The organism is Streptomyces pyxinicus, assembly GCF_024753135.1.
Classification (GTDB): domain Bacteria; phylum Actinomycetota; class Actinomycetes; order Streptomycetales; family Streptomycetaceae; genus Streptomyces; species Streptomyces pyxinicus.
The window spans coordinates 365258-380126 of sequence record NZ_JANUGP010000001.1 but is presented as its reverse complement, the minus strand read 5'-3'; the positions used below and the strand labels follow the sequence as shown (position 1 = coordinate 380126).

Annotated in this window: 11 protein-coding genes and 1 pseudogene; 10 read left to right on the top strand and 2 right to left on the bottom strand. The window is 71.7% G+C overall.

Features of this window, described 5'->3' with window-relative positions; all coding sequences use genetic code 11:
- The first annotated feature begins 2 nt into the window (after nt 1-2).
- From NX794_RS01585 to NX794_RS01565, 5 genes are all read left to right on the top strand, one after another.
- Nucleotides 3-989 carry a carbohydrate ABC transporter permease gene (locus NX794_RS01585; RefSeq protein ID WP_258776394.1) on the top strand — a complete coding sequence of 329 codons (987 nt, stop codon included), beginning with the start codon at nt 3-5 and terminating at the stop codon, nt 987-989.
- Nucleotides 982-1842: a carbohydrate ABC transporter permease gene (locus NX794_RS01580; RefSeq protein ID WP_258776179.1), complete on the top strand. Its 861-nt coding sequence runs from the start codon at nt 982-984 to the stop codon at nt 1840-1842. Before NX794_RS01585 ends, NX794_RS01580 begins: the two co-directional genes overlap by 8 nt.
- A 50-nt stretch (nt 1843-1892) precedes the next feature.
- Nucleotides 1893-3257 (top strand): GH1 family beta-glucosidase, encoded by a 1365-nt coding sequence (locus NX794_RS01575; protein ID WP_258776178.1) that lies wholly within the window; start codon nt 1893-1895, stop codon nt 3255-3257.
- Between the two features lie 135 nt (nt 3258-3392).
- Nucleotides 3393-5306, top strand: coding sequence for a discoidin domain-containing protein (locus NX794_RS01570; RefSeq protein WP_258776176.1), 1914 nt, complete (start codon nt 3393-3395; stop codon nt 5304-5306).
- A gap of 240 nt (nt 5307-5546) precedes the next feature.
- Nucleotides 5547-7433, top strand: coding sequence for a DUF2075 domain-containing protein (locus NX794_RS01565; RefSeq protein ID WP_258776174.1), 1887 nt, complete (start codon nt 5547-5549; stop codon nt 7431-7433).
- A gap of 22 nt (nt 7434-7455) precedes the next feature.
- On the opposite strand, the gene NX794_RS01560 is transcribed toward NX794_RS01565, so the two are convergent.
- Both NX794_RS01560 and NX794_RS01555 read right to left on the bottom strand, forming a co-directional pair.
- A complete protein-coding gene (locus NX794_RS01560) occupies nt 7456-9258 on the bottom strand; it encodes an HNH endonuclease (RefSeq protein ID WP_258776172.1) in 1803 nt (600 codons plus the stop codon).
- Between the two features lie 105 nt (nt 9259-9363).
- The gene (locus tag NX794_RS01555; protein ID WP_258776169.1) at nt 9364-10131 is read right to left on the bottom strand and encodes a CDP-alcohol phosphatidyltransferase family protein; all 768 of its coding nucleotides are present in this window, start codon (nt 10129-10131) and stop codon (nt 9364-9366) included.
- A 107-nt stretch (nt 10132-10238) separates the two neighbouring features.
- On the opposite strand from NX794_RS01555, the gene NX794_RS01550 reads away from it, so the two are divergent.
- The 5 genes and pseudogenes from NX794_RS01550 to NX794_RS01530 all read left to right on the top strand — a co-directional run.
- A complete protein-coding gene (locus NX794_RS01550; protein ID WP_258776168.1) occupies nt 10239-11210 on the top strand; it encodes a zinc-dependent alcohol dehydrogenase in 972 nt (323 codons plus the stop codon).
- Between the two features lie 140 nt (nt 11211-11350).
- Complete coding sequence (locus NX794_RS01545; protein ID WP_258776166.1) at nt 11351-11749, top strand: 6-pyruvoyl trahydropterin synthase family protein; 399 nt, start codon at nt 11351-11353, stop codon at nt 11747-11749.
- Nucleotides 11746-12933, top strand: coding sequence for a glycosyltransferase family 4 protein (locus NX794_RS01540; RefSeq protein ID WP_258776165.1), 1188 nt, complete (start codon nt 11746-11748; stop codon nt 12931-12933). Before NX794_RS01545 ends, NX794_RS01540 begins: the two co-directional genes overlap by 4 nt.
- The gene (locus tag NX794_RS01535) at nt 12930-13898 is read left to right on the top strand and encodes a trans-aconitate methyltransferase (RefSeq protein WP_258776164.1); all 969 of its coding nucleotides are present in this window, start codon (nt 12930-12932) and stop codon (nt 13896-13898) included. Before NX794_RS01540 ends, NX794_RS01535 begins: the two co-directional genes overlap by 4 nt.
- Nucleotides 13895-14839, top strand: a pseudogene (locus tag NX794_RS01530) (lysylphosphatidylglycerol synthase transmembrane domain-containing protein); the annotation flags it as partial. The gene NX794_RS01535 and the pseudogene NX794_RS01530, both read left to right, overlap by 4 nt.
- Nucleotides 14840-14869: the final 30 nt, after the last annotated feature.

The window sequence follows — 14869 nt, the reverse complement described above, 5'->3', positions numbered from 1 at the left end:
CGATGACCACCACCGCTCTCCAGGAGCCGGTGCGCAAGACGTCCCCCGGTGCGGCGCGCGAACCCCGCCGCCGCACCGGGCGGATCCGCCGCATCGGGCTCCCCTACCTGCTGCTCCTGCCCGCCCTGCTGCTCGAACTCCTCGTGCACCTGGTGCCGATGGTCATCGGCATCGTGATGAGCTTCAAGGAACTCACCCAGTTCTACATCCGCGACTGGGGCACCGCCCCCTGGTCCGGCCTCGGCAACTACCAGGTGTCCGTGGACTTCGACGCCCCCGTCGGCGAGGCCCTGCTGCACTCCTTCTTCGTCACCGTCGGCTTCACCCTGCTCTCGGTCGGCCTGTGCTGGCTCATCGGCACCGCGGCGGCCGTCTACATGCAGGGCACCTTCCGCGGCCGCGGACTGCTGCGCGCGCTGTTCCTGGTGCCGTACGCGCTGCCCGTCTACGCGGCCGTGATCACCTGGGTGTTCATGTTCCAGCACGACAACGGCCTGGTGAACCACGTCCTGCACGACCAGTTGCACCTCACCGACGAGCGGTCCTTCTGGCTGATCGGCGACAACAGCTTCTACGCCCTGCTGACCGTGTCTGTGTGGAAGGGCTGGCCGTTCGCCTTCCTCATCGTGATGGCCGGCCTCCAGAACATCCCCGGCGAGCTGTACGAGGCCGCCGCGCTGGACGGCGCCGGGATGTGGCAGCAGCTCCGCCGCATCACCCTGCCCTCGCTCCGGCCGGTCAACCAGGTACTGGTCCTGGTGCTGTTCCTGTGGACGTTCAACGACTTCAACACGCCCTACGTCCTATTCGGCAAGGCCGCGCCGGAGGCCGCCGACCTGATCTCGGTGCACATCTATCAAGCCTCCTTCGTCACCTGGAACTTCGGCACCGGCTCGGCCATGTCCGTGCTGCTGCTGCTCTTCCTGCTGGTCGTGACCGGCGGGTACCTCCTGTTCACCTCGCGCGGACGGAGGGCCGCCGATGTCTAGCCCCACCTCGCCCATGGCACCGCCGCGTTCGTTCGTCTGGTCCCGGCGAATCTTCCTGACCCTGCTGACCGGTTTCGTGCTGATCCCGGTGTACGTGATGGTCTCCAGCTCGCTGAAGCCGCTCGCGGACGTCACCGGCGAGTTCCGCTGGCTGCCCAGCGGGCTGACGATCCGGCCATACATCGACATCTGGTCGACGGTCCCGCTCGCCAAGTACTTCGTGAACTCGCTGATCGTGGCCGGCGCGGCGACCGTCTGCTCGGTGGTCATCGCGGTGTTCGCCGCCTACGCGGTCAGCCGCTACGAATTCCGGGGCAAGCGCGTCTTCACGGTCACCGTGCTGTCCACCCAGATGTTCCCGGGCATCCTCTTCCTGCTCCCGCTGTTCCTGATCTACGTCAACATCGGCAACGCCACCGGCATCGCCCTGTTCGGCTCGCGCGGCGGACTGATCCTGACGTACCTCACCTTCTCCCTGCCGTTCTCGATCTGGATGCTGATCGGGTACTTCGACTCGGTGCCGCGCGACCTGGACGAGGCGGCGCTGGTGGACGGCTGCGGTCCGCTCGGCGCGCTGCTGCGGATCGTCGTACCGGCCGCGATCCCCGGCATCGTCGCGGTCGCCGTCTACGCGTTCATGACCGCGTGGGGAGAAGTGCTCTTCGCCTCCGTCATGACCAACGACGCCACCCGGACCCTCGCCGTCGGGCTCCAGGGCTACTCCACCCTCAACGACGTCTACTGGAACCAGATCATGGCCGCCTCGCTGGTGGTGAGCGTGCCCGTGGTCGCGGGCTTCCTGCTGCTCCAGCGCTATCTCGTGGCCGGTCTGACGGCGGGCGCCGTCAAGTGACCGACGCCGTCGGCCGACCGGTCAACCCCCCATTTCCCGAAGGGACTTCCGTGTCCGAACGCATCGACCTGGCCGCCCTCCCGCAGGACTTCCTGTGGGGCACGGCCACAGCGGCGTACCAGATCGAGGGAGCCGTCGCCGAGGACGGCCGGGCCCCCTCGATCTGGGACACCTTCTCCCACACCCCCGGGAAGATCGCGAACGACGACAACGGCGACGTCGCCTGCGACCACTACCACCGCTGGCGCGAGGACATCGCCCTCATGCGGCAGCTCGGCGTCAACGCCTACCGGCTCTCGGTGGCCTGGCCCCGGGTGATCCCCGGCGGGACGGGCGCGGTGAACCCCAAGGGGCTCGCCTTCTATGACGAGTTGGTGGACGCCCTGCTGGCGGCGGAGATCACCCCGACCGTCACCCTCTACCACTGGGACCTGCCGCAGGCGCTCCAGGACCGGGGCGGCTGGCCCGAGCGCGACACCGCCCTCGCCTTCGCCGAGTACGCCGCCGTCGTCGCCGACCGCCTCGGCGACCGCGTCAAGCTCTGGGCGACCCTCAACGAGCCCTCCTGCTCGTCCTGGATCGGTCACCTGGAGGGCAAGATGGCCCCCGGCTGGACCGACCTGACCGCCGCCGTCCGCACCAGCTACCACCTCCTCCTCGGCCACGGCCTCGCCACCCGGGCGATCCGCGCGGCCGTCCCGGACGCCCAGGTCGGCATCGTCAACAACCTCTCCACGGTGTACGCCGCCACCGACCGCCCCGAGGACCAGGAGGCGGCCCGCCGGCACGACGGCCACGTCAACCGCTGGTGGCTCGACCCGGTGCACGGCCGCGGCTTCCCCGCCGACATGCGCGAGGTCTACGGCGTCGAACTCCCCGAACAGCAAGGCGACCTGGAAACCATCGCCGCCCCACTGGACTGGCTGGGCCTGAACTACTACTTCCCGGCGTACGTCGCCGACGACCCCGAGGGCCCGGCGCCCCGCGTCCGCTCCGTCCGCCGCGAGGACGTCCCGCGCACCGGCATGGACTGGGAGATCGACGCGTCCGGCATCGAGACCCTGCTGCTGCGGCTCACCGAGGAGTACGGCGCCCGGAAGATCTACGTCACCGAGAACGGCTCCGCCTTCCCCGACGTGGTCCGCCCCGACGGCAGCATCGACGACCCCGAGCGCCAGGACTACCTGGAGGGCCACCTCGCCGCCTGTGCCTCGGCGGTCCGCAAGGGCGCGCCGCTGGCCGGCTACTTCGCCTGGTCGCTGCTGGACAACTTCGAATGGGCGTACGGCTACGACAAGCGCTTCGGCCTCGTCCACGTCGACTACCGCACCCAGGTCCGCACGATCAAGGGCAGCGGCCGGCGGTACGCGGACATCGTCCGGGTGCACCGGGGCCAGGCCCGCCGGGCGGCCTGAGCCGGTTCTGAACCACCGGTGGGCGCAGGCGGGGAGGCCTGCGCCCACCGGTCTCACCACCCCCCGGGCATGTCATGCACGTGACAGACCTGCGGCGTCACAGGAAGCGCACCTCCACCCCACAAGGAGAGCCGCATGTCCACCCGCACCCGAGCCCGTACACCCCGACCCCGTACACCCCGCACCCCCCGCCCCCTGCTCGCCGCCCTCGCGGCCACCACGGCCCTGCTCTGCGCGGCGCCGTTCCTGGCCGTCCCCGCCTCCGCCGCCCCCACCGCCGTCGCCTGGGACACCGACCGCGCGGCCGACGCCTACGCCGTGAACCCGGCCGCCGTCACCGCGTCCGGCAGCGAGAACGCCGGCACCGGCCCGGGCCTCGCCTTCGACGGCAACAGCACTACCCGCTGGTCCAGCGACTTCGCCGACGACGCCTGGATCCGCGTCGACCTCGGCACGGTGCTCCGCGTCGACCGCGTCGTCCTCGACTGGGAGGCGGCGTACGGCAAGCGGTACGTCCTGGAGGTCTCGAAGAACGGCACCGACTGGACGCCCTTCTCCACCGAGACCGACGGCACCGGCGGCTCGGTCACCACGCACACCTACCCCCAGGACGTCACCGGCCGCTACATCCGTCTGCGCGGCGTCCAGCGCGCCACCCCGTACGGCTACTCCCTCTACAACTTCAAGGTCTACGGCGGCGAACCGGCCCCCGCCTCCACCACCCGCACCAACCTCGCCCTCAACCACCCGGCGTTCTCGAACTACTACCAGGACGCGGGCCACTCCCCGTCCTTCCTCACCGACGGCGGATGGCCCGCCGACCTCAAGGGCGACACCAGCCGCTGGTCGAGCGACTGGAACACCGACCGCTGGGTCTCGGTGGACCTCGGCGCGCGGTCGGCCATCGACACCGTCGACCTGTACTGGGAGTCCGCCTACGCCGTCGACTACCTCGTCCAGGTCTCCGACGACAACCGCACCTGGCGCACGGTCTACGAGCCCTCGGCCGCCGACATCGCCGCGCGCCGCGCCAATGTCAAGGCACCCGGCGACGCGGCCGGCCTGCACGACACGGTCAGACTGTCCACACCGGCGAGCGGCCGCTACGTCCGCATGCTCGGCAAGGAACGCCGCTCCTTCTACAACCCGGCGCCGGCCACCGCCCAGTTCGGCTACTCCCTCTACGAGTTCCAGGTCTGGGGCACGGGCGGCAGCGCCTCGGCCGCCTACCCGGCGCTCCCGGCCGACCAGTCCGGCTCCTACCGCACCACGTTCTTCGACGACTTCACCGGCGCCGCCCTCGACCGCTCCAAGTGGCGGGTGGTGCGCACCGGCACCGAGATGGGCTCGGTCAACGGCGAGTCACAGGCGTACGTCGACTCCCCGGACAACATCAGCACCCAGAACGGCAGCCTGGTCCTGAAGGCCAAGTACTGCAAGGGCTGCACCAAGGCGGGCGGCGGCACCTACGACTTCACCTCCGGCCGCGTCGACACCAACACCCACTTCGACTTCACCTACGGCAAGGTCAGCGCCCGCATGAAACTGCCCGTCGGCGACGGCTTCTGGCCCGCCTTCTGGCTGCTGGGCAGCAACGTCGACGACCCGTCCGTCTCCTGGCCGGCCTCCGGCGAGACCGACATCATGGAGAACATCGGCTACGGCGACTGGACCAGCACCGCCCTGCACGGCCCCGGCTACTCCGCCGACGGCAACATCGGCGCCCGCCAGACCTACCCGGGCGGCGGCACCGCCGACCAGTGGCACACCTACGCCGTCGAATGGACCCCGACGGCGATGCGCTTCTCCGTGGACGACCGCCTGGTCCAGGAGACGACCCGCGAAAAGCTCGAATCCACCCGCGGCCAGTGGGTCTACGACCACAACCAGTACGTCATCCTCAACCTCGCCCTCGGCGGCGCCTACCCGGCCGGCTGGAACAAGGCCACCACCCCCTACTGGGGCCTCCCGCAGTCCAGCGTGGACCGCGTCGCGAGCGGGGGAGTGCAGGTGGAGGTGGACTGGGTGCGGGTGGAGCAGAAGGGCTGAAGGGGCTCGACAGTCGGCTGGACACAGCCGACAGGGAGAGGGCCCGGGGTCTGCGGAGAGCCCGGGCCCTCGGGCACCCGCCCCGGCCCCCGGGCGGCCGCCATCATCGCTGTCGGCATCGCCGGGTAATCTCTGTGTCATCGTCATCGCGGCCCGACGGGCTTCCGCTCCACCCTGGTGGAGTTCCGAAGGACATGCCCCCACCCGCACGAGTCACTTCGTGCTGCCTGGGGGAAGTCCTTGCTGTTCCGCGCGTCCGCTCAAACGGTCGCCGTCATGGCACTTGACGGTTCGCTGTTCCTGCACCTGACCGACCGGTTCGTCCATATGCACGGCTACCGCCCCGGTACCTCGGAGGCGCGTTCCTGGGAGCGCAGCATCCCGGTGCTGGCAGCCGCGCTCAACGACGCGGGCCTCGGGGATGTCGAGGTCATGCTGGAGTACGCGCTTCCTCTCAACAGCAAGCGCGCGGACGTGGTGCTGGCCGGCGTGCATCCTGTCACCGGGGAGCCGTCGTACGTCGTGGTGGAACTGAAGCAGTGGAGCCAGGCACTCCCGCACGAGGACGACCCCACCTTGTGCCATGTGGACGCCTATGCCCATCCCGTTCTCAACCCCGTCGAACAGGTGCGCCGCTACTGCGACTACCTCGTCAATTTCAACGGGGCGGTGGCTGACCACGCGCACCGCGTCAACGGTGTGGCGTTCCTGCACAACGCCACGGAGTTCGGCGTGACCGGTCTGCGTGAGATCGAGCGCGACGGTCACGGACTGCTCTTCACCGATGAACGTCGTGGTGCCTTCCTCGACCACCTCCGCTCCAGGCTGAGCGACCGGCATGCCGGGGCCGCCGTCGCGGACGAGCTGCTCGCGGGCGCCACCGTGCCGTCGAAGCAGCTGATGTCCGTGGCCGCGGAGGAGGTACGCGAGCGGCAGCAGTTCGTGCTGCTCGACGAGCAGCAGGTCGCCTACCGCATGGTGCTCAACGCGGTGGAGAAGGCCAAGCACGCCGACCGCAAGGAAGTGGTGATCGTCACCGGCGGCCCCGGCACCGGCAAGAGCGTGATCGCCCTCCAGTTGCTGGGTGAGCTGTACCGGCGCGGAGTCCCGGCTCTGCACGCCACCGGATCGCAGTCGTTCACCAAGACGATGCGGAAGGTCGCGGGCTCCCGCAAGCGGGAGGTCCAGGACCTGTTCAAGTACTTCAACAGCTTCATGACCGCCGAGAAGAACAGCTTGGGTGCCCTCATCTGCGACGAGGCACACCGCATCCGGGAGACCTCGGCCAACCGCTACACGCGCGCCGCGAACCGGACCGGCAGGGCCCAGATCGACGAACTGATCGACGTCGCCTACGTACCTGTTTTCTTCCTCGACGAGCACCAGGTCGTGCGTCCAGGGGAGATGGGCACCGTGGCCGACATCAGGGCGGCGGCGGCCGAGCGCGACATCCCCTGCCACGTGGTCCCGCTGGACAGCCAGTTCCGTTGCGGTGGCAGCGACGCCTACCTGCGCTGGGTCGTCCGTCTCCTCGGCCTCGAGTCGGGCGGAGCCGTCGTCTGGGAACCCGACGACCGGATGCACCTGCTGGTCGCCGACAGCCCCCAGGAGATGGAGGCATTCCTCGAGGGCCGCCGCGCCCAGGGCTACGGCGCACGCATGTCCGCCGGCTATTGCTGGAACTGGTCCCCGGAGCCCAGGCCCGGCGCCCCGCTCCCGCCCGACGTCGTCATCGATGACTGGGCGCGCCCCTGGAACCTCCGCGGCGACCGCTCCGTTTCCGGCGCCCCTCCGGCCGCGCTCTGGGCCACCGACCCGGCCGGCTTCGGCCAGGTCGGTTGTGTCTACACCGCCCAGGGTTTCGAGTACGACTGGTCCGGCGTCATCATCGGTCCCGACCTGCTCTGGCGCGGTGACCGCTGGGTCACCGACCGCATCGCCTCCAAAGACCCGGCGTTCAAGAAGGCGACCTCGGATGCCGACGTGGACCGACTGATCCGCAACACGTACAAGGTACTGCTGACCCGGGGCATGGTCGGCACGATCGTGTACTCGACCGACCTTGAGACACGGGAGAAGCTGCGGGAGCTGGTGGGCGAGGGCGTCGGCAAGGCCGTGTCGGCCTGACGCGGCCGGCGTACCCGAGCGGCTATTTCGCCGTCCGCGCGTGAAGTGCACACAGGGCTCGGTGATAGCGCAGGTACGCCTCATCGATCTTGTGGCGGGCGTTTTGGCGGAGTTGGCCAAGAGAGCCACCCCCGTGTGTCCACCTGACGGCGCCGTCGGTGTCAACATAGATCTCGAGGCCGTCGAAGAGGATGTGGTGATTGGGGCAGAGGCAGAGAAGGTTGGGCAGTTCGTCCGGACCATTGTGCGGGGATCCCAGGCCACGGATGTGGGCGGCCTGGTTGTAGCGTTCGCCCAGGTACCTGAGACGAGTTCCACACACCTGACAAGCGTGGCCGTACATTTCCTTGACCTCGGCCACGATTCCGGCGTTGCGAACCGGCCGTGAGCCCCGGTATTCCCGGCGCTTGGCCGGTCCGGTCGCCCGTTCCGTGTCGGTGGGTTCCCGGTCGCGGCCGTTGTCGTCTTCGTCGGTCAGGCCGTCGGCGGTTTCATATCCCGAGAGGCCCACCCGAGCGAGCAACTCGCGTTGACCGATCTCGTCAAGCTGGGTGCTGCACAGCTTCAACACGGCTTCGAGGCGGGTGAAGGGGTCCTGCAACAGCTCGGCGCTTGCAAAGGTAAGGCCCGCGACGGGCTGGACCGTGTCGAGGAGCGCTGTTTGCGGCACGGCCCCGGCGTGATCTGGCAGCCCGTGCACCTCCCAGAGGTCACTGCTCTGCAAGTGCCGGAAGACACCTTCCGCGGTGACCCCGGAACCGGACGGTCCGAAAGCGGTCAGAAGAGGACCGACCTCCGCGCGGAACGAGGACCACGGCGCCAGACGTGGCTTGCCCGTCGCGACCCGGGAGATCGCCCACAGGAGGGCCAGCGACTGGCAGCGGCCGAGAGCTTCGTTCGTCGTGGCGCGGGGTGTGTCGAGAGAGCCGATCCGGTTCAGCAGATCCCTGGTGGTCGGTCGGAGAGACGGGACCCGAGCCGGTGCCGGAGTTCGCGGGGGGACTGGCTGCAGCCTCTTCGGCAGGAGTTCGGCGACGCCGCGGTAGTCCTCGGCGGACCGCAGAGTGAGGCTTCGCAGGGGCACTTGAGCGTCCAGGCGACGCAGGATGGGCGCGGCCGGAACCCGGACGGGGAACTCCTCGACGTCGCCGAGGGCAATGATGTGTTCCCAGGTGACGTTCTCCGCGTCGGTTCCCCAGACTTCCCCCGCCACGGCCGGACTGTCGAACAGGTGGAGGATGCGCGCCCGGGCGATGAAATGGTTCTCGGTGTAGAAGAGCACGTCGTCACCGACTCGGCGGTTCCGCAGAGCCCTGACTTTCTCGTTGTTGACCTGGGTGGTGGGGGTGGACCCCCACAGCCGGGCGATTCCATCCGGGTACAGGGCTGTCAGCACTTCCGCCTGCTCACCGAGCGCACCCTGGATGGCCGCGATGGGCACGCCTTGCCTTACGGACTTGGCGAAGTTCTGCGGGCCGCGGAGCGGGAGTCCGCCTCGAGGCTGGAGGAGCACTTGAGGCGCCACTTGTGGCGGTTGGTCGGTAACGGTGCCGCTGTCTTTCACCGTGAAGCCGAGTGCCCGCAGGTGATCCGCGGCGGAGCGTGCGTCACCACCCGGACCGTCGGCCGGCAGCAGGTCGCCGACCGAGTACAGGTGCGCCACCCCGGCTATGGCCGGCGCGTCATAGGGGTAGCCGTCCAGGATCAGTTCATACGTCGTCGCGCGGTCGAAGCCGTACCGGCGGTGAAACGTTTCATTACCCAGGTGCCGACACTCGTCGACCGCGGCGATCACTCCCGCACGCGTCACATCTTCAAGGCCCATGCGCAGGAGCCTAGTACGACAATCATGATTACCCGGATGCCCTGGGGTGGTGCCTGAGTCCGCTGATTCCCGCGGCCGGGCTGGTCCGGGACCCTCGGCGTCCCCTCACCCCGCCGCCAGCTCCAGCACCCCGGCCTCCGTCGTCCCCGCATCGGAGGCCAAGGTGCGGGAGTTGCGCACCAGCCAGTGCACGTCGCGGCCGAAGGACCAGGTCAGGGTGGTCAGGGCGGTGAGGGTGACCGTGAGGGTCAGGGTGGGGGGCAGGAGTGTGGAGCCGGCCAGGAGGAGGGCGATGCCCTGGAGGGCGGCGACGGTCTTGCGGGCGAAGGACGGGGGGAGGGGGGCGGCCAGCCAGGGGGCGAGGCGGGACGCGGCGACGAAGGCGTAGCGCATGGTGCCGATCAGGAGGACCCAGGGGCCCAGGGACATGGAGACGTAGACGCTCAGGACCAGGATGAGGAACGCGTCCACCTCCATGTCGAAGCGGGCGCCGAGGGCGGTGGAGGTGCCGGTGCGGCGGGCCACCTTGCCGTCGACGCCGTCCAGGAGGAGGGCGACGGCGGTCAGGGCGACCAGCAGGGTGACCGGCGGGGCGCTCTCGAAGGAGTCCGCGACCAGGGCCGTCACTCCGCCGACCAGGGTGGCCCGGCCGAGGGTGACCCGGTTCGCGGGGCCGAAGGAGGCGAGCCGGGAGCGGTGCAGGGCGCGGGAGAGGACCGCCCAGGTGGCGAACGCAAAGACGAGCCCGGTCAGCCAGCCGGCCGGTCCCAGGCCGATGGCCGAGCCGAGCAGGGCCAGCAGCAGGAGCTGGACGCCCGCTCCCACGGCGGTCTCCTGCTGGAGCCTCGTGTCATACGCGTTGTTCAGGGCCACCGCACATCCTCCGGACGAGTGACAGAGTCGATCACCGCCGCGTACTGTGCGCGGCCTGTGCCCTTGTCGGTACGTGAACCACTTCCCGATCGTTCAGGAGGATGCCGATGAACCGGTCGGCCCGCGCGTTCTGGCTCCGCTCACCCGGCCACGGCGAACTGCGTGAGGTCACCCTCCCGGAGCCCGGCCGGGACGAGGTCGTCGTCCGCGCGCTGTACTCCGGGGTGAGCCGGGGCACCGAGACGCTGGTGTTCCGCGGCGGGGTGCCGGAGAGCCAGCACGCCGTGATGCGCGCGCCGTTCCAGGAGGGCGACTTCCCGGGGCCCGTGAAGTACGGCTACCTGAGCGTCGGTGTGGTGGAGGAGGGGCCGGCCGGGCTGGTCGGGCGTACCGTCTTCTGTCTCTATCCGCACCAGAGCCGCTACGTCGTTCCGGTGAGCGCCGTGACCGTGGTGCCCGAGCGGGTGCCCGCCGAACGGGCCGTGCTGGCCGGCACCGTGGAGACCGCCGTGAACGCCCTGTGGGACGCGGCGCCGCTGGTCGGCGACCGGATCGCGGTGGTCGGGGGCGGGATGGTCGGCTGCTCGGTGGCCGCGCTGCTCGCCCGGTTCCCCGGCGTCCGGCTGCAGCTCGTCGACGCCGATCCGGACCGGGCCCGTACCGCCGAGGCGCTCGGTGTCGACTTCACCGCGCCCGAGGCCGCCCTCGGCGACTGCGACCTCGTCGTGCACGCCAGCGCCACCGAACAGGGCCTCACCGGCGCCCTGCGGCTGCTCGCGCCCGAGGGCACGGTCGTCGAACTGAGCTGGTACGGCGACCGGCGCGTGAGCCTGCCGCTCGGCGAGGCCTTCCACTCCCGCCGGCTCACCCTGCGCAGCAGCCAGGTCGGCACGGTCTCCCCGGCCGCCCGCCCCGGCCGCGGCTACGCCGACCGGATGGCCCTCGCCCTCGACCTGCTCGCCGACCCGGCGCTGGACGCGCTCGTCACCGGGGAGAGCGCCTTCGGGGAACTCCCGGACGTCATGCCGCGCCTCGCCACCGGGGAGATCCCCGCCCTGTGCCACCGGGTGCGCTACTGACCTCGGCGAACGCACCAGGACGGGCCGGGAAAAGAGTGCACGCGCACTGAACGCGGGGAAGCGTCCAGCCGTACTGATGGACATCCCCCCGACGGGCAAACGCGGGGGGACCAGACGCGCCGCACCTGGAGGGTCGTCCGTTGTTCAGCATCACCGTCCGCGATCACATCATGATCGCCCACAGCTTCCGCGGCGACGTGTTCGGGCCCGCGCAGCGACTGCACGGCGCCACGTTCCTCGTCGACGCGACGTTCCGCCGCGAGCAGCTGGACGACGACAACATCGTGGTCGACATCGGCCTCGCCACCCGGGAACTGGGCGCGATCACCGCCGAGTTGAACTACCGCAACCTGGACGACGAACCCGAGTTCGCGGGGATCAACACCTCCACCGAGTTCCTCGCCAAGGTCATCGCCGACCGGCTCGCCGCCCGCGTCCACCAGGGCGCGCTGGGGGAGGGGGCCAGGGGACTCGCCGGGATCTCCGTCACCCTGCACGAGTCGCACGTCGCCTGGGCGAGTTACGAGCGTGCCCTGTGAGCGGCCCGAGGGCCACCGTGGCGAAGGCGCGCCTCGCCTACGTGCCCGCCCAGCCCACCACCACCGAGAACGCCGGAATCGTCCCCATGTCCCTGCGCACCGTGCACTTCGTCCTGCCGGGCGGTGTCGACGACACGACCGCGCCCAGCGGCGGCAACGCCTACGACCGCCGGGTCTGCCTCGACCTGCCCGGCTTCGGCTGGCAGGTCACCCGGCACACCGCGCCCGGCACCTGGCCGCGCCCGGCCCGTGCCGACCGGGACGCGCTCGCCCGGACCCTGGGCGAACTGCCGGACGACGCGGTCGTGCTGCTGGACGGCATCGTCGCCTGCGGCGTCCCGGAGGTCGTCGTACCCGAGGCCGACCGGCTGCGGCTCGCCGTCCTCGTCCATCTGCCGCTCGGCGACGAGACCGGCCTGGACGCGGAGACCGCCGCCGAACTGGACACCCGCGAACGCATGGTGCTGCGGGCCGTGCCCGCGGTGATCGCCACCAGTGACTGGGCGGTGCGCCGCCTCGTCTCCCACCACGGACTCGCCCCCGGCCGGGTGCACACCGCCCCGCCCGGCGCCGACATCGCCCCCCTCGCACCCGGCACCGACGGCGTCTCGCGGCTGCTGTGCGTGGCCTCCGTGACCCCCCGCAAGGGACAGCACCGGCTGGTGGAGGCGCTCGCGACGGTACGGGACCTGCCGTGGACCTGCGAGTGCGTCGGCGGCCTCGGCCACGACCCCGCCTACGTCACCGGGCTGCGCGCCCTCATCGACCGGTACGGCCTCGCCGACCGCCTGCGCCTGACCGGCCCCCGGACCGGCGCCGCCCTCGACGCCACGTACGCCGCCGCCGACCTGATGGTGCTCACCTCCTACGCCGAGACCTACGGCATGGCCGTCACCGAGGCCCTGGCCCGGGGCATCCCGGTCCTCGCCACCGACGTGGGCGGGCTGCCCGAGGCGGTCGGCCGCGCCCCCGACGGCGGAGTGCCCGGCATCCTCGTCCCGCCGGAGGACCCGGCCGCGCTCGCCGCCGAACTGCGCGGCTGGTTCGGCGAACCCGACGTACGCCGCCGCCTCAAGACCGCCGCCCGGGGCCGCCGGGCCGCGCTCGACGGCTGGGCGACCACCGCCCGCGGCCTGGCCGGAGTCCTCCAGCGACTCCCCGAAGCCCCGAGGAGGGCGGCATGAACACCCCCCGAACAGCCGCTGCGAAGTGGCGGGAGTCAGGGCGGCGGCCCTTGGGCGTCGGCACCGCAGACGCCGTCATCGCCGGTGCCGGGCCCGTCGTACGGCCCGGCGAGCGGGCCACCGTACGGCTGCGGGGTGGGGACGGCGAGGAGCCGCCGCGCTACGCGCCCGAGTGGCTGACGTTGCGGGAGGGCGCGGATGCCGCCGCCCGGGCGGAGGACGCGCTCGACCCGCTGCGGATCCGGCTGGCCGGCCTGCCCGGCGGTCTCGTGGTGCACGACCTGGGCTGCGGCACCGGGTCGATGGGCCGCTGGCTGGCGCCCCGCCTGGACGGCGCCCAGCACTGGGTCCTGCACGACCGGGACCCGTACCTGCTGCACTTCGCCGCCGCGGCCGCCCCGCGCACCGCCGCCGACGGCAGCCGGGTCACGGTCGAGACGCGCCGCGGCGACGTGTCCCGGCTGACCGCCGACGCCCTCGCCGGGGCCGCGCTGGTCACCGCGTCCGCGCTGCTCGACGTCCTCACCCGCGACGAGGTCGGCACCCTCGCCGACGCCTGCGTGGGCGCCGGCTGCCCCGCGCTGCTCACCCTGTCCGTCGCCGGGCGCGTCGAACTCGGTCCCGCCGACCCGCTGGACGCGGAACTCGCGGAGGCCTTCAACGCCCACCAGCGGCGCGCCGGGCTGCTCGGCCCGGACGCGGTCACCGCCACCTGCGAGGCGTTCGCGGAGCGCGGGGCGACGGTCCGGGTGTACCCGAGCGCGTGGCGGCTCGGCCCGGACGAGGCCGCGCTGACCGGGCAGTGGCTGCGCGGCTGGGTGGGCGCGGCGGTCGAACAGCGCCCGGACCTGCGCGAGCGCGCCGAGCCGTACCTGCGCGACCGGCTCGCCGCCTGCGCGGCCGGCGAGTTGCGGGCCGTCGTCCACCACGACGACCTGCTGGCCCTGCCGGGAGGGACACCGTGAGCGGGCGCGCGGGGGTGGTGGACGCCGGGACCGTCACCGCGCCACTCCGGGAGACCCCGGCGACCGGGGCCGTGCCGACGCGCCGTCCCGGCTCCCGCGCCCTGCGCACCCACCTCGGCACCGCCGTCGGCGTGGCCATCCTCGCCGTCCTCCTGTGGCGGCTCGGCACCGGCGTCCTGCTCGACGGGCTGCGCCGGATCGACACCGCGACGGTGCTGGCCGCGCTCGGCATCGGCGCCGTCACCACCGGATGCAGCGCGTGGCGCTGGCAGTTGGTGGCCCGGGGCCTGCGCATCCGGCTGCCGCTCGGGACCGCCGTGGCCGACTACTACCGGGCGCTGTTCCTCAACGCGGCCCTGCCCGGCGGCATCCTGGGCGATGTGCACCGGGCGGTACGGCACGGGCAGAGCGCCGGTGACGTGCGGCGCGGGGTCAAGGCGGTGGTGCTGGAGCGGGTCGCCGGGCAGCTCGCGCTGACCGTCGTGGGCGCCGCCGTCCTGCTGATCCTGCCGTCGCCGGTGCGCGCGCAGGCGCGGGACTTCGGACCGCTGGTCGCCCTCGCGGTGCTCGGGGCGGTCGCCGTGGTGCTCGCGGTCCGCATGAACCGCGCACCGGGGAGCACCCTGCGGGCGGGCCTGCGTGAGGCACGTCAGGCTCTGTTCTCCCGGCAGGGCGGCCCCGGGGTCGCCCTCTCCTCGGGCGTGGTGCTGGCCGGTCACCTCGGGATGTTCGTGGTCGCGGCCCGGGTCGCCGGTACCGCCGCGCCGGTGGCGACGCTGGTCCCGCTCGCGATCCTCGCCCTCGCCGCGATGGGCCTGCCGCTGAACGTCGGCGGCTTCGGACCCCGCGAGGGCGTCACCGCCTGGGCGTTCGGCGCCGCCGGCCTCGGCGCGGACACCGGCGTCGCCGTGGCGGTCGTCTACGGCGTGCTCAGCCTCCTGGCGAGCCTCCCCGGCGCCGCCGTCCTCGCC